The 17,744-nt window shown below is 75.7% G+C and carries 18 protein-coding genes; 12 read left to right on the top strand and 6 right to left on the bottom strand.

What is annotated here, in order from left to right; all coding sequences use genetic code 11:
* Nucleotides 1-15 precede the first annotated feature (15 nt).
* Nucleotides 16-576, top strand: a complete 561-nt coding sequence (locus ACFPK1_RS13465) for a molybdenum cofactor biosysynthesis protein (protein ID WP_378021446.1) — start codon at nucleotides 16-18, stop codon at nucleotides 574-576.
* 63 nt (nucleotides 577-639) lie between these two features.
* Nucleotides 640-1,830 carry an MFS transporter gene (locus tag ACFPK1_RS13460; RefSeq protein ID WP_378021445.1) on the top strand — a complete coding sequence of 397 codons (1,191 nt, stop codon included), beginning with the start codon at nucleotides 640-642 and terminating at the stop codon, nucleotides 1,828-1,830.
* A 32-nt stretch (nucleotides 1,831-1,862) separates the two neighbouring features.
* Here the strand turns inward: ACFPK1_RS13460 and ACFPK1_RS13455 are convergent, their stop codons facing one another.
* Both ACFPK1_RS13455 and ACFPK1_RS13450 read right to left on the bottom strand, forming a co-directional pair.
* Nucleotides 1,863-2,591, bottom strand: coding sequence for an IclR family transcriptional regulator (locus ACFPK1_RS13455; RefSeq protein WP_378021444.1), 729 nt, complete (start codon nucleotides 2,589-2,591; stop codon nucleotides 1,863-1,865).
* The gene (locus ACFPK1_RS13450) at nucleotides 2,588-3,037 is read right to left on the bottom strand and encodes a hypothetical protein (protein WP_378021443.1); all 450 of its coding nucleotides are present in this window, start codon (nucleotides 3,035-3,037) and stop codon (nucleotides 2,588-2,590) included. Before ACFPK1_RS13450 ends, ACFPK1_RS13455 begins: the two co-directional genes overlap by 4 nt.
* Before the next feature lie 70 nt (nucleotides 3,038-3,107).
* Between ACFPK1_RS13450 and ACFPK1_RS13445 the strand changes: the two genes are divergently transcribed.
* From ACFPK1_RS13445 to ACFPK1_RS13435, 3 genes are all read left to right on the top strand, one after another.
* A complete protein-coding gene (locus ACFPK1_RS13445) occupies nucleotides 3,108-4,193 on the top strand; it encodes a mandelate racemase/muconate lactonizing enzyme family protein (protein ID WP_378021442.1) in 1,086 nt (361 codons plus the stop codon).
* A gap of 37 nt (nucleotides 4,194-4,230) precedes the next feature.
* Entirely contained in the window at nucleotides 4,231-5,418 is a 1,188-nt protein-coding gene (locus ACFPK1_RS13440; protein ID WP_378021441.1) for an iron-containing alcohol dehydrogenase family protein, read from the top strand.
* A gap of 269 nt (nucleotides 5,419-5,687) precedes the next feature.
* Complete coding sequence (locus ACFPK1_RS13435) at nucleotides 5,688-6,842, top strand: fatty acid desaturase family protein (protein ID WP_378021644.1); 1,155 nt, start codon at nucleotides 5,688-5,690, stop codon at nucleotides 6,840-6,842.
* A gap of 39 nt (nucleotides 6,843-6,881) precedes the next feature.
* Here ACFPK1_RS13435 and ACFPK1_RS13430 read toward each other — a convergent pair whose 3' ends face one another.
* Complete coding sequence (locus ACFPK1_RS13430; RefSeq protein WP_378021440.1) at nucleotides 6,882-8,123, bottom strand: PucR family transcriptional regulator; 1,242 nt, start codon at nucleotides 8,121-8,123, stop codon at nucleotides 6,882-6,884.
* Nucleotides 8,124-8,296: 173 nt separating this feature from the next.
* Between ACFPK1_RS13430 and ACFPK1_RS13425 the strand changes: the two genes are divergently transcribed.
* From ACFPK1_RS13425 to ACFPK1_RS13405, 5 genes are read left to right on the top strand one after another with little or no spacing between them, the layout of a single operon-like run.
* On the top strand, nucleotides 8,297-9,574 hold the full coding sequence (locus ACFPK1_RS13425) for an alpha/beta hydrolase fold domain-containing protein (RefSeq protein ID WP_378021439.1): 1,278 nt from the start codon (nucleotides 8,297-8,299) through the stop codon (nucleotides 9,572-9,574).
* A 39-nt stretch (nucleotides 9,575-9,613) separates the two neighbouring features.
* Nucleotides 9,614-11,671, top strand: coding sequence for a threonine--tRNA ligase (gene thrS, locus ACFPK1_RS13420; RefSeq protein WP_378021438.1), 2,058 nt, complete (start codon nucleotides 9,614-9,616; stop codon nucleotides 11,669-11,671).
* Nucleotides 11,671-12,234, top strand: a complete 564-nt coding sequence (locus ACFPK1_RS13415; RefSeq protein WP_378021437.1) for an HIT family protein — start codon at nucleotides 11,671-11,673, stop codon at nucleotides 12,232-12,234. The genes thrS and ACFPK1_RS13415 overlap by 1 nt, the downstream gene beginning before the upstream one ends.
* Nucleotides 12,231-12,902, top strand: coding sequence for a phosphatidylinositol phosphate synthase (gene pgsA / locus ACFPK1_RS13410; protein ID WP_378021436.1), 672 nt, complete (start codon nucleotides 12,231-12,233; stop codon nucleotides 12,900-12,902). Before ACFPK1_RS13415 ends, pgsA begins: the two co-directional genes overlap by 4 nt.
* Nucleotides 12,899-13,810 (top strand): phosphatidylinositol mannoside acyltransferase, encoded by a 912-nt coding sequence (locus tag ACFPK1_RS13405; RefSeq protein ID WP_378021435.1) that lies wholly within the window; start codon nucleotides 12,899-12,901, stop codon nucleotides 13,808-13,810. The genes pgsA and ACFPK1_RS13405 overlap by 4 nt, the downstream gene beginning before the upstream one ends.
* 34 nt (nucleotides 13,811-13,844) lie before the next feature.
* Here the strand turns inward: ACFPK1_RS13405 and ACFPK1_RS13400 are convergent, their stop codons facing one another.
* From ACFPK1_RS13400 to ACFPK1_RS13390, 3 genes are read right to left on the bottom strand one after another with little or no spacing between them, the layout of a single operon-like run.
* Nucleotides 13,845-14,582, bottom strand: coding sequence for a DUF899 family protein (locus ACFPK1_RS13400; protein ID WP_378021434.1), 738 nt, complete (start codon nucleotides 14,580-14,582; stop codon nucleotides 13,845-13,847).
* A complete protein-coding gene (locus ACFPK1_RS13395) occupies nucleotides 14,579-14,956 on the bottom strand; it encodes an ArsR/SmtB family transcription factor (protein ID WP_378021433.1) in 378 nt (125 codons plus the stop codon). Before ACFPK1_RS13395 ends, ACFPK1_RS13400 begins: the two co-directional genes overlap by 4 nt.
* Nucleotides 14,946-15,392, bottom strand: a complete 447-nt coding sequence (locus ACFPK1_RS13390) for an SRPBCC domain-containing protein (protein WP_378021432.1) — start codon at nucleotides 15,390-15,392, stop codon at nucleotides 14,946-14,948. The genes ACFPK1_RS13395 and ACFPK1_RS13390 overlap by 11 nt, the downstream gene beginning before the upstream one ends.
* A gap of 146 nt (nucleotides 15,393-15,538) precedes the next feature.
* Here ACFPK1_RS13390 and ACFPK1_RS13385 point away from each other — a divergent pair, with 146 nt between their 5' ends.
* Both ACFPK1_RS13385 and otsB read left to right on the top strand, forming a co-directional pair.
* Nucleotides 15,539-16,738 carry an ROK family transcriptional regulator gene (locus ACFPK1_RS13385; protein ID WP_378021431.1) on the top strand — a complete coding sequence of 400 codons (1,200 nt, stop codon included), beginning with the start codon at nucleotides 15,539-15,541 and terminating at the stop codon, nucleotides 16,736-16,738.
* 151 nt (nucleotides 16,739-16,889) lie between these two features.
* Complete coding sequence (gene otsB, locus ACFPK1_RS13380) at nucleotides 16,890-17,726, top strand: trehalose-phosphatase (RefSeq protein ID WP_378021430.1); 837 nt, start codon at nucleotides 16,890-16,892, stop codon at nucleotides 17,724-17,726.
* Nucleotides 17,727-17,744: the final 18 nt, after the last annotated feature.

Below are 17,744 nucleotides of genomic sequence, written 5' to 3'. Positions count from 1 at the left end.
CCTACCCTGGACGCGGTGACCGCCATCGAGATCGTCGGCTTCGTCGTCTCGCCCGCGCACGCGTACGAGGGCCGTCCCTCCGACGGGCCGCGGCCGGTGGCGACGACGACGCCCGACACGATCACGATCCGCGCCGGCCACGGTGTCGTGGGCGACCGCTACGCGGGACGGGCGGCGCACCGGGACGCGGAGGTCACGCTGCTCGCGGTCGAGGCGCTCGAGGCGGTGGCCGCGGAGCTCGGGGTGGCGCCGTTCGACCCGGTCGCCGCGCGGCGCACGATCCTCACGCGCGGTCTCGAGGTCGAGGCCCTGCGCGGGCGGGAGTTCGCGATCGACGCCGGTGACGGGCCCGTGCGCCTCGGCGGCGGCCGCCCGGCCGCACCGTGCGCCTGGATGGACGTGGTCCTCGCGCCCGGCGCCCACGCGGCGCTGCGCGGGCGTGCCGGCATCCGGTGCGCGGCGCTGTCGTCCGGGACCCTGCGCCGCGGGCCGGCGACCGTCACCGTGTCCGACGACCTCGGCGAGCCGGACCCCGCCCGCGCCGGACTGCCGCACCGCCGCCGCACGCGCGCGTGAAGACGGCGTGGGATCCGTCTCGACCATGAGCCCCGGACACCATCGACGGGGCAGGGTCGTGCGGTGAGCGCCGAGACCGGAACCGCGGCCGAGACGTCGCCCCCGACCATCGGGCGCGCCCGCACGCTGCTGCTCGCGGTGCTGTGCGGCGCCGCCGTCGCGAACATCTACTACGCGCAGCCGCTGCTGACCACGATCGGCGAGGCGTTCGGGGTCGGCGACGGCACGGCCGGGCTGCTGGTCACCGCCTCGCAGGTCGGGTACGCCACCGCGCTGGCCCTGCTCGTCCCGCTCGGTGACCTGCTCGAGCGGCGCCGCCTGGTGACGGTGCTGCTCGCGGCGTGCGCCGTCGTCCTCGCGCTCGCCGCGGCCGCGCCCGGCTTCGGGCTGCTCGCCGCCGCGATCGCGCTGGTCGGCGTCACGTCCGCGGTGGCCCAGATCGCTGTGCCGCTGGCCGCGTCGCTGGCCGGCGACCACGAGCGAGGCCAGGTCGTCGGCACCGTCATGAGCGGGCTGCTCATCGGCATCCTCGGCGCCCGCACGGTGGCGGGGTTCGTGGCGGAGGCCGGCGGGTGGCGCTGGGTGTTCGGGGCCGCGGCGGGCGTCATGGTGCTGCTCGCGGTGGTCGTGCGCCTCGGGCTGCCGGTGGTGCCGCCCACCGAGTCCGCGACCTACCCGCGCCTGCTGCGCTCGGTGCTCGGCCTGGTGCGCCGCGAGCCCGAGCTGCGCCGTCGCATGGCGCTGGGCGCGGTCGGCATGGGGTGCTTCACGATCCTGTGGACCTCGATCGACTTCCTTCTCTCGGCCCCGCCGTACGGCTACGGCCCGGCGATCGTGGGCCTCTTCGGGCTCGCGGGCCTCGCCGGGGCGGGCATGGCGGTGCTGGCCGGGAAGCTCGCCGACCGCGGGCACCAGCGGCTGGTGGTCACGCTCGGGCTGCTCGTGCTGGCCGGGAGCTGGGCGCTGCTCGGGCTCGGCGGGGTGTCGCTGCTCGCGCTGATCGCCGGGGTGGTCGCGCTCGACCTCGCCCAGCAGGCGCTGCAGATCAGCCACCAGAGCGTCATCTACGCGCTGGCCCCGCAGGCGCGCAGCCGGGTGACGACGGCGTTCATGGTCTCGACGTTCGCCGGGGGCACGCTGGCCTCCGGCGCGACGGTGCTGGTGTACCCGGCCGGCGGCTGGGCCGGCGTCTGCGTGCTCGGCGGGGTGATCGCGCTGCTCGGCGTCGGGATCTGGTTCCTGCCCCGTACGTGAGCGAACTTCGGGGCAATAGCCCCGAAGTTCGCTCACATGGGGCGGGAGGCGAGCCGGGCGGAGAGGTCGGTGGCCGCCGCGGCCGTGGCGGCGGCGTGCCCGGCGAGGTGGGGGCGCAGGCGCCGCGCCGGCCCGGAGACGGTCAGCGCGGCGACGATGCCGCCGTGGAAGCCGCGCACCGGGGCGGCGGCGCCGGCGAGGTCCGGGTCGAACTCGCCGTCGACCACCGCGTACCCGGCCGCGCGGACCCGCTCGAGCACCCCCGGCTCGGCGCCCACCGCGCGGGCGGCGGCCGCGTCGCGCTCGCTGAGCAGGACCCGCCCGGTGGAGGTCGTCGCGACCGGGATCTCGTCGACGTCGAACCGGGGCCGCGCGGGCCCGCCGCCCCCGTCCGCGGTCAGCACGGTCGCGACCCGGGTGCCGTGCAGCCGGCACAGCGACGCGTTCTCCCCGGTCCGCGCGGCCAGCGACACCAGCGCGGGCCCGGCGACGTGCACCAGGCGGGCCTCGGTGGTGCGCGCGGCCAGGGCGTAGAGCCGCCAGCCCAGGCCGTAGCGCCGGCTCGCGGTGTCCCGCTCGACGAGCCCCTCGGCCTCCAGCGCGGCCAGGGCCCGCGACACCTGGCTGGCCCCGCGCCCGGTGAGGCCGGCCAGGCGCACCACGCCGAGCCCGCCCGCCTGGGCCTCGGGGGAGGCCAGCGCGTCGAGCAGCTCCATGTCGCGGCGCAGCCCCGCGGACAGCGCGGTGCGGGGCCGTGTCACGCCAGCACCAGCATCACCAGCGCGACCACCCCGCCGAGGCTCCACGCCGCCGTCCGCCACCAGTTGGTGCGGGTGAGGCGGGCGAGGACGTCCGGGTCGTAGCCCTGCGCCAGCCGCTCGTGGCACGGCACCGAGATCGCCAGGGTCACGGCCACCGTCGCCGCCCCGCAGACCCCGGCGGCGAGCGCGGCGACGAGGGGGACGCCGGGCGGGCGCCACACCAGCAGCACCGCGCAGGTCAGCCCCTGCACCAGCCACGGCCCGCCGATGATGAGCCCCATGAGGCGGGTGTGGCGCTGGTGGAGCGCGACCCAGCCGGTCCGCTCCATGACCGCGAAGCCCGGGTAGACGAGCAGCTGGATGATCCAGACCAGGCCCGTGCAGAACCACACGGCGGCGATGTGGGTGCCCAGCAGCAGCGTCCCGGCCAGGTCATTTGCGCTCACCGCACGGATTCTTGCCGACCGGTCGCGGCGGCGCCTGTACTGAGCGGGACCGACCCCGGAGAGACGCACCGTGAAGATCACCGACATCCGCCTCGAGCACCGCGAGACCGTGCTCGACCCGCCCTGCCACGCGGCCTGGGACCCCGAGCCGCGCACCCGGTTCGCCGCCACGATCGTCCGCGTCGAGACCGACGAGGGCGTCGTGGGCGTCGGTTCGGGCGACACGATGGCCGGCTTCGACGACCACCGCGAGCTCTTCCTCGGCACCGACCCGCTGGCCACCGAGGTCCAGGTGCGGCGCATCGAGTCGGTCGGCTTCCACGCCGGGCGCTTCTGGCCCCTCGAGGCCGCGATCTGGGACATCGTCGGCCAGGTCGCCGGGCTGCCGGTGGCCACGCTGTTCGGCGGGGTCACCGACCGCCTGCCGGTCTACGCGTCGTGGTGCTCGGAGCAGGCGCCGGGCCGCCGCGCCGAGGACGCCCACCGGCTCGTCGAGCAGGGCATCCGCGCCGTGAAGATCCGCGCGCACCCCCGGCGGCTGCGCCAGGGCGTCGCCGCCGTCGCCGCGGTCCGCGAGGCCGTCGGCGACCGCCTCGACATCATGGTCGACCTCAACCAGGCCTGGCGGATGGCCGGCGACGTCACCGAGCCCCTCGAGCTCGCCGACGTCCGCCGCGTGGTGCGCCGCCTCGCCGAGTACGACGTCGCGTGGGTCGAGGAGCCGCTGCCCTACGCCGACGCCGCGGGCCACCGGATGCTGCGCGCCGACAACCCGGGGCTGCGGATCGCGGCGGGGGAGATGCTCGACTCGCTGCCGCAGACCCTGGCGCTGCTCGAGGCCGACGCGCTCGACGTCTACCAGGCCGACGTGGTGCTCGCGCTGGGCATGACCCGGGCGCGCCAGCTCGCCGAGGCCGCCCGGGCGCGGCACCGCCGCTTCACCCCGCACACCTGGACCAACGGGCTCGGCCTGCTGGCGAACCTGCACGTCGCGGCCGGCGTCGGCGCCGGGCCGTACCTGGAGTTCCCCGACGACCCGGCCGGCGGCTGGACCCCCGAACGCCGTGACTTCCTGCTCGCCGAGCCGCTGCGCCCCGACGCCGACGGCATGCTGGTCGTCCCCGACGCGCCCGGCCTGGGCGCCGTGCTCGCCTGACCACCCCACGATCGCGAGGAGCACCGTGACCGGTCCCGTGACCACCTCTCCGTGCGCCGGCGTCGCCGCCGGCACCTTCCTGTCCGGCTCCGGGCCGGTCGTCGACTTCGGGCCCGGCGCGGTGGTCCGGATTCCCGACCACCTGGCCGCGCAGGGCGCCCGGCGGGTGCTCGTGGTGACCGACCCCGGCCTGCGCGCCGCGGGCGTCGTGGACGCGGCCACGGCCCCCGTGCGCGCGGCCGGGGTCGCGGTCGAGGTGTACGACGCCGTGCGCGGCAACCCCTCGGTCGAGGTCGTCGAGCGGGGCGCCGAGCACGCGCGGGCCCTGGACCTCGACGCCGTCCTGGCGCTGGGCGGCGGGTCGAGCCTCGACGCGGCCAAGGGGATCGCGCTGCTGGCGCCGAGCCCGGGTGCGCGCGCCGACGGCAGCGGGGCGATGCCCGCGCCGGGCCTGCCGGTGGTGGCCGTGCCGACCACCGCCGGCACCGGGGCGGAGACCAACGGGTTCGGCGTGCTGGAGGACGCGGCCACCCGGCAGAAGGTCTACTGCGGCGACGCCAGCGTCGTGCCGCGCGTCGCGGTGCTCGACCCCGAGCTCACCCACGGGCTGCCCGCGGCGCCCACCGCGGCGACGGGCGTCGACGCGCTGGTGCACGGGCTCGAGTCGCTGGCCTCGCGGGGACGCGACCCGATGTCGGAGGCGTTCGCCGCCGAGGCCGTGCGCCGGGCGTGGACCTGGCTGCCCGTCGCCGTCGCCGACGCGGGGGAGACGCAGCGAAGCGGAGCTCGACCCGATGAGACCGGCCGCCGGGCACGCGCCGAGATGCTCGTCGCCGCCCACCTCGCGGGGCAGGCGCTCACGCGCAGCGGCCTGGGGCTGGTGCACGGGCTCGCGCACGCGTTGTCCCTGCACACCGGCGCGGTCCATGGCCTGGCGCTCGCCGCCGTGCTGCCCGAGGTCGTGGGCTGGTCGCTCGACGCCGACCCCGCCGGCTGGGGACGCGCCGCCGAGGCGGCCGGGCTGCCGTCCGCCGCGGCGCTGCCCGACGCGCTGGCCGGGATGCTCGACGCCACCGGCACGCGGGTCTCGGTCGCCGACCTGCACGCCGGGCCCGACCTCCACGCGCCGCTGGCGCGCACGGCGCTGGCCGACCCGGTCAGCCGCAACGCCCCGCGTCACCCGGCATCGGCGGACGAACTGGCCGATCTGCTGGGCCGTTGCTGACTCGCGGGCCCCGTTCGCCCGGTTTTTGGGTTGTGCAACAGGTTTTCGTCCGGAGTCCTCGCTGTGCGCGTAGAGCCGGGGGCAAGGCGGTCCTTACCGTCGGGAGCGTGATCAGTCGAGAGCCCGACCTCCGAGTTGCTCGACACGCTCCCCCGGACTCCTCAGGAGGCCATGTGACCGCCCTCGAGATGATTCCCGAGCACATCACGCGCATCAACGACGCGAAGACGCCGACCGGTCCGGGCCGCCCGGGTGCCAGCACCGCGCACATCACGCCGTCCACCGAGCACCTGAGCACCGACGACATCGAGCGCCTCGGCGCCGAGCTCGAGGCGATCCGCGACCGCGTGATGTCCTCGCTGGGCGACGACGACGCGCGCTACATCCGCCGGGTCATCCGCTCGCAGCGCGGCTTCGAGGCCGCGGGCCGCATCCTGCTGCTCGGCGCGCTCTTCCCGCCGGCGTTCCTCGCGGGCACCGCGTCGCTCGCCCTGGCGAAGATCCTCGAGAACATGGAGATCGGCCACAACGTCCTGCACGGCCAGTGGGACTGGATGCGCGACCCCGAGATCAACTCGACGACGTGGGAGTGGGACCACGTCTCGACGGCCAAGAGCTGGCAGCAGACCCACAACTACCTGCACCACACGTACACCAACGTGCACGGCAAGGACCGGGACATCGGCTACAACGTGCTCCGGGTCGACCCGGAGCAGGAGTGGCACCCGATCTACCTGTTCCAGACCTTCACGAACGCCGGTCTGGCCATGATCTTCGAGTGGGGCATCGCGGCCTTCGACCTCGAGCTGGACGAGATCCAGCGCGGCGAGAAGACCTGGAAGGACAAGCTCCCCGAGCTCAAGAAGATGGGGCGCAAGGCCGGCAAGCAGGCGCTCAAGGACTTCGTGGTGTTCCCGGCGCTGTCCGGGCCCTCGTTCGTCCCGGCCCTGGTCGGCAGCGTGCTGGCCAACATCATCCGCAACGTGTGGTCGCACGCGGTGATCTTCTGCGGGCACTTCCCGGTCGAGGTCGAGACCTTCGACGAGGAGCGCCTCGAGAACGAGTCGCAGGCCGAGTGGTACGTCCGCCAGATGCTCGGCTCGGCCAACATCGACGGCTCGGTCCTGCTGCACGTCATGACCGGGAACCTGTCGCACCAGATCGAGCACCACCTCTTCCCGGACATGCCCTCGCGGCGCTACCGCACCATCGCGCCCGAGATCCGCGACATCTGCCGCCGCTACGGCCTGCCCTACCACTCGGGGCCGATGTGGAAGCAGTACGGCGGGGTCCTCGCGAAGATCGCGCGGCTGTCCTTCCCCGGCGGCCACCAGCGCACGATGAAGCAGCGCCTCAAGGCCCTGCCCTTCGGTCGCCGGCGGGCCGAGTCGCTCGGCGCCACGGCCACCCCGGCGGCCGCCTGACACCCGCTCCGCCTGACACCTGTTCCGGCGGCCCCGACCTCAGCCCTCGGCGAGGGTCGGGCCGCCGGCACGCAGGGCCAGCGCGACCTCGAGGCGCCCGGCCGGGTCGTCCAGGACGCCCGCGAACGCCTCCTTGAGGCGCGCGAGCCGGTAGCGCACGGTCTGCGGGTGCACGTGCAGGGTCGTGGCCGCCTCGGCCACGTCGCCGTGCGCGTCGAGCCACGCGGTCAGCGTGGTGACGGCCCGGTCGCGCGCCGCCGACGTCATGCGCCGCAGTGGCTCGAGGCGCTGGGCGACCAGGTCGGCCGTGAGGGTGACGTCGGCGTGCAGGAGCAGGACGAGCAGGTGGTCCTCGCTGCGCACCAGGCCGTCGCCGGGCAGGTGCCCGTCGAGCTGCAGCGCCCGCGCGGCCCGGGCGCGCGTGACGGTGCGCGGGACCTGGTCGAGCGGCACCGTCGGCCCGAGGACCGCCGGGGTGCCGCGCACGGCGTCGGCGACGGCGTCGACGCGCCCCGGCCCGTCGGGGTCCGGCACGAACACGATCCCGACCCGGTCGACCACCGACGCGGCGACCTCGGGCGGCAGGCGCCGGCACGCGACGCCCAGCGCCTCCTCGGCGATCACCAGCGCGCCCACCGACTTCGGCGCCGTCCACCCCGCCTCGCGGGCGAGGGACTCGAGCTCCGCGGGCTCGGGGGCCGGCGCGCGGCAGAGGCGCTCGACCAGCGCGTGCTGGCGCGCCTGGCGTGACCCGGCCACCAGCGACTGCTCGTAGGCGTAGCCCGAGACCGACGCGGCGGCGAGCTGCTCGATGTAGGCGAACAGGGCCTCGGCGAGCCGGAAGATGTCGTCGGCGCCGAGGCCCAGGTCGTCGGGCCCGCCCGTCCCGTTCGTGGCGCTCCCGTCGCTGGCCGCGGCGATGCGGCGCCACAGCACCCGCGAGCCGATCCGGTAGGCGCTCTGCAGGGCGTCCATCGTGCGCCCGTGGCGGTGCTCGACGCGCCCGAGCTCGAAGTAGACGGTGGTGTCGGGCAGCGCGTCGTCGGTGCCGAGCAGGTCGAGGAACTGGTCGAGCGCGAACCCGACGCCCAGCCGGATGCGGCGCCCGAACTCGCCGTCCATCGACAGCGCGTACTCGGCGATCTCGGCCCGCACCGTCGCGATGATCTCGTCGCCGGTGCCGAGCACCACGGGGCGCAGCCGGTCGCCCGCCGTCGCGGGGACGTCGGCCCACGGATGCCGTCGCGATGCGTCCGTCACCGGGCACACACCGTCGCTCACGAGCCCAGTGTCGCAGGATCGCGGGCAGACGCCAGGTTCCGCGCACGGCGACGGCCGCGACGTGGCGCACGTGACTCGCGTGCGCGGTGGTCGGGGCCACGGTCCACGATGGTCCGGTGCCCGGTGCGTCGCGACGTCCGTTACGACGTCCGTGGCGACGTCCGTGGCGGCGAGTGGCGCACCGCCGTGTGCGCACCCTGCTCGCGGGGCTCCGGGTCCGGCTCGCCGACGGGCTCCGCGCTCCCGGCGCGCGCACGTCGCTGCTGGTGGGGGCCGTGGCCGCCCTGGTCGCCGCGTCCGGGCTGCGGCCGCTGACCCGGCGCTGGCCCGCGGCCGTGGTGGGGAGCCTGCTGTCGTCGACGGCCACCGAGACCCCGCGGGCGACGGCCCTGCTGGTCGGCGCGGGGGCGGGGGTGGCGCTGCGGCGCGGGGCGGCGGGCAACCCGGCGGGGCGCGTCGGGCTCGCCGTCGCGGGCGGGGCGGTCGGCGTGCTGCTGACGCTCGACCACGGCGCGCGGGCCGACGCCGAGAACCTCGCCGAGGCCCTGTCGGCCGAGCTCGGGCCCGTCGAGCTGCCTGCGCGCGGCCGGGTCCTGCCCACGATCCTCGGGCGCAGCCGCTACGCCACCGCCCGCGACATCGCCTACGGCCCCGACCCGGTGGCGAACCTGCTCGACGTCTGGCGCGACCCGCTTCTCGCGCCCGACGCCCGCGCCCCGGTGCTCGTGCAGATCCACGGCGGGGCCTGGTCGTCGGGCAGCAAGGCCGCCGACGCCCACCCGCTGATGGCGCACATGGTCGGGCGGGGGTGGGTGTGCGTCAGCGTCGACTACCGCCTCGGCCCGTCCGAGCGCTGGCCCGCGCAGATCGTCGACATCAAGCGGGCGCTGGCCTGGACCCGCGCCCACATCGCCGGGCACGGCGGCGACCCCGACCGCATCGCGATCACCGGCGGCTCGTCGGGCGCCCACCTCGCCGCCCTCGCCGCGCTCACCCCGGGCGCCTGGCAGCCCGGGTTCGCCGACGCGGACACCTCGGTCGCCGCCGCCGTCTGCCTGTACGGCATCTACGACCTGACCAGCGACGACGGCAGCGGCACCCTCGACGAGCTGCTCGCCGAGACGATGATGCCCACCGCCCTCGACGAGGACGCCCACCCGTACGTGGCCGCCTCCCCGTCGGCGCGCGTGCACGCGGGCGCGCCGCCGTTCATGGTCCTGCACGGCACCGGCGACGCGATCGTCGTGCCCGCCCAGAGCCGTGCCTTCGTCGCGCGGCTGCGGGCGGTGTCGCGCGCCCCGGTGGTGCACGCCGAGCTCGCCCACGCCCAGCACGGCTTCGACCTCGTGCCCACCCCGCGCACCCTGGCCGCGGTCCGGGCGGTCGCGGCGTTCCTGGAGACGGTGGTCGGACGGGGCCACCCGGCGATTCCCGGTCACGGCGATCGATAGGCTGGTGGAGCCCCCTTCCACAGCGCCAGGAGAGCCGTCGTGTCCTCGCTCGCCCCGCCCCAGCCCCTCGTCGCCGACAGCGTGCGGGTGACCGCGGGCACCACCGCGGGGCAGGCGGTCCGCGAGGCGGGCCTGCCGACCAGCGGGCCGCAGACGGTGGTCGTCGTGCGCGACCCCGACGGTGCGCTGAAGGATCTGGCGTGGAGCCCCGCGGAGGACGTCGACGTCACGCCGGTGCCGGCCGACACCGAGGACGGCCGCGCGGTCATCCGCCACTCGGCGGCGCACGTGCTCGCCCAGGCGGTCCAGCAGCTCTTCCCCGAGGCCAAGCTGGGGATCGGCCCGCCGGTCACCGACGGCTTCTACTACGACTTCGCCGTCGACCGCCCCTTCACGCCCGAGGACCTCGAGGCCCTCGAGAAGGCGATGCGCAAGATCATCAAGGCGAAGCAGCGGTTCGTGCGCCGCGAGTACGACTCGCTGGACGCCGCCCGCGAGGAGCTGGCCGGCGAGCCGTTCAAGCTGGAGCTGGTCGACCTCAAGGGCACCGACTCGGAGGACGACTCCGAGATCATGGAGGTCGGGGCGGGGAACCTCACCGCCTACGACAACGTGCACGCCCACACCGGCGAGCGCGTGTGGGGCGACCTCTGCCGCGGCCCGCACATCCCGACCACCGGCTTCATCCCCGCCTTCAAGATCACGCGCAGCGCCGCCGCCTACTGGCGCGGCGACCAGCGCAACGCCCAGCTGCAGCGGATCTACGGCACGGCGTGGGAGTCGCCGGAGGCCCAGGACGCCTACCTCGAGCGGATCGCCGAGGCCGAGCGCCGCGACCACCGCCGCCTGGGCTCCGAGCTCGACCTGTTCAGCTTCCCCGACGAGATCGGCTCGGGCCTGCCGGTCTTCCACCCCAAGGGCGGGATCGTCCGCAAGGAGCTCGAGGACTACAGCCGCCAGCGCCACGCCGAGGCCGGCTACGAGTTCGTCAACACCCCGCACGCCACCAAGGGCGAGCTGTTCCAGGTGTCCGGCCACCTGGACTGGTACCGCGAGGGCATGTTCCCCGCGATGCACCTCGACGCCGAGTACGGCGACGACGGGGAGCTGAAGCGCCAGGGCGTCGACTACTTCCTCAAGCCCATGAACTGCCCGATGCACAACCTCATCTACCGGGCGCGCGGGCGGTCCTACCGCGAGCTGCCGCTGCGCCTGTTCGAGTTCGGGACGGTGTACCGGTACGAGAAGTCCGGCGTGGTGCACGGCCTCACGCGCGCCCGCGGCTTCACCCAGGACGACGCGCACATCTACTGCACGCGCGAGCAGATGCGCGACGAGATCCGCTCGCTGCTGCAGTTCGTGCTGGACCTGCTGCGCGACTACGGCCTCGACGACTTCTACCTCGAGCTCTCCACCCGCAACTCCGAGAAGTCGATCGGGTCGGACGAGGCGTGGGAGGAGGCGACGAACGTGCTGCGCGAGGTCGCCGAGGGCGCGGGGCTCGACCTCGTGCTCGACCCCGGCGGCGCCGCGTTCTACGCCCCGAAGATCTCGGTGCAGGCCAAGGACGCGATCGGGCGGACCTGGCAGATGTCGACGATCCAGGTCGACCTCATGCTCCCCGACCGCTTCGAGCTGGAGTACACGGCGCCCGACGGCTCGCGGCAGCGCCCGGTGATGATCCACCGCGCGCTGTTCGGGTCGATCGAGCGCTTCTTCGGCGTGCTCACCGAGCACTACGCGGGCGCGTTCCCGGCCTGGCTCGCGCCGGTGCAGGTGGTCGGCATCCCGGTCTCGGGCGACCAGAGCGAGTACGTCGCCGAGGTGGCGGCCCGGCTGCGCGCGCAGGGCCTGCGCGTCGAGGTCGACGACTCCGACGACCGGATGCAGAAGAAGATCCGGACCCACACGCTGCAGAAGGTCCCGTTCCTGCTGCTCGCCGGCGGCAAGGACGTCGAGGCCGGCGCGGTGTCGTTCCGGTTCCGCGACGGCTCGCAGCGCAACGCGGTGCCCGTCGACGAGGCGGTCGCGGCCGTCGTCGACTGGGTGCGCCGCCGCGAGAACGCCTCACCGGACGCGGAGAAGTTCACCCCCTGATGACCGGGGACGCGACGGACGAGAGCACCGAGCTCGACGAGCTGTGGGGCGCCGGCACGCCCGACGGGTTCCGGCGGCTGTGGGCGCCCCACCGCATGGCCTACATCGCGGGGGAGACCGGCACCGGTCAGGTCGAGGGCGGCGGCTGCCCGCTGTGCCGGATCCCGACCCTGACCGACGAGGACGGGCTGGTCCTGCACCGGGGCGAGCGGGTGTACGCGGTGCTCAACCTGCACCCGTACAACCCCGGCCACCTCATGGTCGTGCCCTACCGCCACGTCGCCGGGCTCGACGAGCTCGACGCCGGGGAGTCCGCCGAGCTCGTCGGCGTCACCCAGCAGGCGGTGCGGGCGCTGCGCGCGGTCGCCGCGCCGCACGGGTTCAACGTCGGCATCAACCTCGGCCACGTCGCCGGCGGCTCGCTGGCCGACCACCTGCACCAGCACGTCGTGCCGCGCTGGGGCGGGGACGCCAACTTCATCACCGTGGTCGGGCAGACCAAGGTGATCCCGCAGCTGCTGGCGGAGACGCGGTCGCGGCTGGCGGAGGCCTGGCTCCCGTGATCAACGAGTGGGCCCGCGCGGCGATGAAGGGCGGCGTGGAGCCGACCGCGGCGTGGCTGGTCCGCCGCGGGGTGCACCCGGACGTCGTCACCGTGGTCGGCACCGTCGCCTCGACGGCGTCGGCGCTGTGGCTCATCCCCACCGGGCACCTGTTCGCGGCGTCGCTGGTGGTGTGGGCGTTCGCGATGCTCGACGTGCTGGACGGGGCGATGGCCCGCGCGCGGGGGGTGGCGAGCCCCTTCGGGGGCGTGCTCGACTCGGTCGGCGACCGGCTGGTGGACGGCGCGGTGTTCGCCGGCATCACGTGGTGGGCCTTCGGCGTCGACCGGCCCCTGCTGGCGGGGCTCGCGCTCGCGTGCCTCATCACCGGCCAGCTGATCTCCTACATCAAGGCACGCGCCGAGGCCGCCGGGCTGCGCGCCGACGGGGGCCTCGTCGAGCGCGCGGAGCGCCTCATCCTCGGCCTCGCCGGCTGCGGCCTCACCGGCCTCGGGGTGCCCTACGCCCTCGACGTGGCGCTCTGGCTGCTCGCGGTCGGCTCGGTGATCACGGTCGGCCAGCGCGTGCTCGCCGTCTGGCGCAGCGCCCGTGACCAGCACGGCGCGGCGACCGGGCACACGCCCGACCGCACCGAGAGCACGTCGGACAACGGCTCGGGAGCGGCGTGACGACGACGGCGGACGCGCTCTCGGTCGGCGAGCGCGCGAGCGACCTGGGATACGCGGCGGGCTGGCGCCTGGTGCGCGCGGTCCCGGAACCGGCGGCGCGGTGGGCGTTCCGGGCGGGCGCGGACCTCGCGGCCCGACGGGGCGGGCGGGGGACCCGGCGGCTGCGCGCCAACCTCGGTCGCGTGCGCCCCGACCTCGACGCCGACGGGCTCGACGCCCTCACCGTGGACGGGCTGCGCTCCTACGCCCGCTACTGGCGCGAGGCGTTCCGGCTGCCCGCGATGGACCACGGGGCGCTGGCACGCCGGCCGGTGGTCGAGGGCCAGGAGCACCTCGACGAGGCCCTCGCCGCCGGGCGCGGGGTCGTCGTCGCGCTGACGCACTCGGGCAACTGGGACATGGCGGGGCTCTGGCTCGTCGCGCACTCGGGCCCGTTCACCACGGTCGTCGAGCGGCTCAAGCCCGAGTCGCTCTACGAGCGGTTCGTCGCGTACCGGGAGTCGCTGGGCTTCGAGATCCTGCCGATGACCGGCGGCGAGGCCCCGGTCCGCGGGCTCGTGCGCTCGCTGCGCGCGGGGAAGGTCGTGTGCCTGGTCGCCGACCGCGACCTCTCGGCCCACGGCGTCCCGGTGACGTTCTTCGGCGGGCCCGCCTCCCTGCCGCCCGGCCCGGCCTCGCTCGCCGCGAGCACCGGCGCCGCGCTCCTCCCGGTGGGCCTGTGGTTCACCGAGGACCCGGTGACGGGGGAGGAGGGCTGGCACTTCCGCATCCACCCGCCGGTCGCCGTCCCCGACCGCGCCGCCGTCCCCGCCGCCACCCAGCGCGTCGCCGACGCCTTCGCCGTCGACATCGCCGCGCACCCCGAGGACTGGCACATGCTCCAGCGCGTCTGGCACGACCTGCCCTGAGGCGGCCGCCCCTCGGGAGCCGCCGCGCCGCGGGTCAGGGCGCCGGCGTGTGGCCCGCCGCGATGCGGGGCCACTGCGCGGCGGGGCGGCCGTCGAGGCGGAAGTCGCTGCCGTCGACGACGACCGGCTGCGGCCACCCGGCGGGGGAGTCCTCCCACGGCTCGCCGCGCCCGTAGACCGTCATGTCGAGCAGGCCGGTGGTCGGCGCCATGACCTCCACGCCGCGCCCGCGCGTCCGGTACGTCTCGTACACGCGGTCGCCGACCCGCAGGAACACCAGCAGCGCGAACCCGCCGTCCAGTCCGAGCGCCTCCTGCCCGCGGGCGTCGATCGCGTACCAGGGCGCCTCGAGCCCGAGGAAGTCGCGGTAGCGCACGCTCTCCTCGTAGGGCCCCTGGGCGAGGGTCGCGTACGTGACCCCGCGGGCGTGCAGGTAGGCGAGCTCGCGGACCTGGCTGTTGAAGTAGGTGCAGCCCGGGCACTGCTCGGCGGCCGGGTGCCCGGCGTGCCACATGTGGCAGTACGCGACGAGGCGCGCGCGGCCCTCGAACGCGGCGAGCAGCGTCGTCCCCCCGCCCGCGCCGGTCAGCGGGGTGGCGGCGTCGACCTCCACCATCGGCAGCCGGCGCCGGGCGGCGGCGATCGCGTCGCCGGCGCGGGTGTGCGCCTTCTCGCGCGCGAGCAGGGCGTCGCGCTGCTCCTGCCAGGTGGCGCGGTCCACCACGGGCGGCAGGGCGGTGTCCACGGTGTCGATCACGGCGTCGACGGTCATGGCGGTCCTCCGGTGTCGGTGTCTGTGCTGGTGTTGTCGAGGTGGGCGGCGAGGGCGTCGAGCCGGCCGTCCCAGTCGCGGGCGAGGGCGGCGAGGAACTGCTGGGCCACGCGCATCGGCGCCGAGCGCAGCCGGAAGCGCACCCGGCGCCGCTCGCCGGGCTCGGCGGTGACCAGCCCCGCGTCGCCGAGCAGGGCCAGGTGCTTGGCGATCGCCTGCCGCGAGATGGGCAGGCGCGCGGCGAGGTCGGTGGCGGTGGCGGGGCCGTCCGCGGCGAGCGCGGCGAGGACGGCGCGGCGGCTCGGGTCGGCGAGGGCGACGAAGACCTGCTCGGCGACCGCCTCCGGGTCGTCCCCGACGGGGTCAGGCGGCATCGAGGTACGCGACGAGCTCGCCGAGCTCCTGGGTCCAGCCGTCGCTGTGGGACGCGTGGCCGCGGCGGTGGTCCTCGTCGGCGAGCTGGGCGAACCCCGACTCGACGAGGTGGAGCCTGGTGCCCGTCGCCGTCGGCTCGAGGGTGAACTCGACGTAGGTGCGCCGCGGGTCCTCGCGCGCCACCCCGTCGACGCGCCAGGTGAAGCCCAGCACGCGCGGCTCCTCGACCCGCTCGACGCGGATCTCGGCGGTGGTGTCCCCGGTGGCGTCCTCACCGCTCCAGACGACCTCGGCGCGCCCGCCGCGCCGCAGGTCGATCGAGGCCCGGTCGCCGAGCCACGAGCGCAGGCCCTCGGCGGTGGTCAGGGCGCTCCAGACGACCTCGGGCCGGTGGGCGAGGTCCACCGTGCGTTCGATGCGGTCGGGGAATCCCACGGCGGCTCCTTCGGTGGCAACTACTTGGTTGCGAAACTATGGCAACCAAGTAGTTGCGTCAAGCACGGGACTCCGGCCCGCGCGCGGCTGCGTCCGTTCGAGCGGACGTGACGTGGAGCACACAGAGACGCGGTATCGTTCATCTCATGAACACAGCGTCGCGCCCCGGTTCGCCGGCCGGGCTGCGCGACGCGAACCGGCGCCGGGTCCTCGACGCCGTGCGCTCCGCGGGCGCGCCGACGCAGGCCGAGATCGCCGTGACCACCGGTCTCGCGCCCGCCACGGTGTCGAACATCGTGCGCGACCTCGGCGCCACGGGCGTGCTCGTGGCCGGGGACGAGGTGCGCGCGGGGCGCCGCGTGCGGGCCGTGCGTCTGGTCCGGGGCGCGGGGCTCGTCGCCGGCATCGACTTCGGGCACCGGCACGTGCGGGTCGCCCTCGCCGACGTCGCCGACCCGACCGCCGCCGCCGGGCACCCGGCCCCGCCGCAGCGCGCGGAGCTGCGCGCCGACCTCGCCGACGGCCACGGCGTCGCCGACGGCCTAGACACCGCCGCCGGGCTGCTCGACGAGGCCCTCGGGCGCGCCGGCATCGACCGGGCCGCCCTGCGCGGCGCCGTGGTCGGGCTGCCGGCGCCCCTCGACCTCGCGACCGGGGCGGTCGGCGCGTCGGGCGTGCTGCCGGGCTGGGTCGGCGTGCCGCTGGCCGGGCGGGTGTCCGAGCACCTCGGGGTGCCGAGCTCGGTGGACAACGACGCGACCCTCGGCACCCTCGCCGAGCAGCGCTGGGGCGCGCTGCGGGGCATCGACGACGGCATCTTCCTCAAGCTCTCCGACGGCGTCGGCGCCGGGCTGGTCCTCGGCGGCGCGCTCTACCGCGGGCCCGACGGGACGGCGGGCGAGATCGGGCACGTGGTGGTCGACCCGGGCGACCGCTTCGCCGCCGTGTGCCGCTGCGGGCACCGCGGGTGCCTCGAGACCGTGGTGTCCACCCGCACGGTGACCGCGATGCTCGCGCCGCTGCTGGGCGCGCCGCCCACCGTGGCCGAGGTGGTCGCCCGCGCCCGCGACGGCTACGCGCCGGCCTCGCGCATCCTCGCCGACACCGGGCACCACGTCGGGGTCGCGCTCGCCGGGCTCTGCACGGTGCTGACCCCGCGGCGCATCGTCGTCGGCGGCGAGCTGGCCCAGGCCGGCGACCTGCTCCTCGCGCCCCTGCACGCCGCGCTCGCGGCCGCCGCGCTGCCCGGCACCACCCGGACGGCCGAGGTCGTCGTCGCCGAACTGGCCGAGCACGCGCCCGTGCTCGGGGCCCTCGCGCTCGCCCTCGACCGCTGCGCCGCCTGACCTGCCCGAACGGGTGTGGGTCCCGACTGGCGCGCGGCCGCGCGGAGGTCCAAGATCGCGGCGCTGTGTTCATCCGTTGACGACGTCCCGACCGCCGTCCTAGCCTGTGGTTCGCATCACATGACAACGGCGCCGAGATGCGGAGGCCCTGGTGACCGTCCCCGCCGACGACTCCGCGACCACGACGGCGGACAGGTTGCCGCACGCGCTCGACGCCCTCGAGGTGGCGCGGCGCCTCGACGGCCGCCGCCCCGCCGTGTTCCTCGACTACGACGGCGTCCTCACGCCGATCGTGCCGCGCCCCGAGGACGCGATCATGAGCGCCGAGATGCGCGACGTCCTGCGCTCGCTCGCCGCCCGCTGCCCGGTGTGCATCGTCTCGGGGCGCGACCGGGCGGTGGTCGCGGAGCTCTCCGGCGTCGACGACCTCGTGATCGCCGGCAGCCACGGCTTCGACATCTGGGACCCGCAGCGCGGCGCCATCGAGCACGAGGCCTCGCGCGGCTGGGAGGACCTGGTCGCCGAGGTCACCGAGCGGGTGCGCAGCGCGGCCGCGGACATCGAGGGCACCCAGGTCGAGCCCAAGCACGCCTCGGTGGCCCTGCACGACCGCCACGTCGCCCCCCAGGACCGCCCGCGCGTGGCCGCCCTCGTCGAGGAGGTGCTCGCCGAGCACCCCGGCGAGCTGCGCGTGACGCCGGGCAAGTTCGTCCACGAGATCCAGCCGAAGATCGACTGGAACAAGGGCAAGGCCGTCGAGCACCTCATCGGCGTCCTCGACCTCGACCGGGACGACGTCGTGCCGATCTACCTCGGCGACGACATCACCGACGAGGACGCGTTCCGGGCGCTCGCCGAACGGGAAACGCCCGGGCTCGGCATCCTCGTGATCGACCCGTCCGACGCGGCCGGCCGCGAGACCGCCGCGACGGCCGTGCTGGCCACGGTCGAGGAGGTCGGCCGCTTCCTGGACGGCCTCGCGAGATGACCCTCCGATGAACCAGGC

Source organism: Actinomycetospora rhizophila (assembly GCF_042657905.1).
Classification (GTDB): Bacteria; Actinomycetota; Actinomycetes; order Mycobacteriales; family Pseudonocardiaceae; genus Actinomycetospora; species Actinomycetospora rhizophila.
Note: the sequence above shows the minus strand (reverse complement) of the source record. Positions and strands in the feature narration are given on the sequence as shown.

Excerpts from the sequence above, each read along its gene's own strand:
- ACFPK1_RS13415 (WP_378021437.1), top strand. The coding sequence starts at position 11,671 with ATGACCGGGGACGCGACGGACGAGAGCACCGAGCTCGACGAGCTGTGG.
- ACFPK1_RS13400 (WP_378021434.1), bottom strand. The coding sequence starts at position 14,582 with ATGACCGTCGACGCCGTGATCGACACCGTGGACACCGCCCTGCCGCCC.
- ACFPK1_RS13395 (WP_378021433.1), bottom strand. The coding sequence starts at position 14,956 with ATGCCGCCTGACCCCGTCGGGGACGACCCGGAGGCGGTCGCCGAGCAG.
- ACFPK1_RS13385 (WP_378021431.1), top strand. The coding sequence starts at position 15,539 with ATGAACACAGCGTCGCGCCCCGGTTCGCCGGCCGGGCTGCGCGACGCG.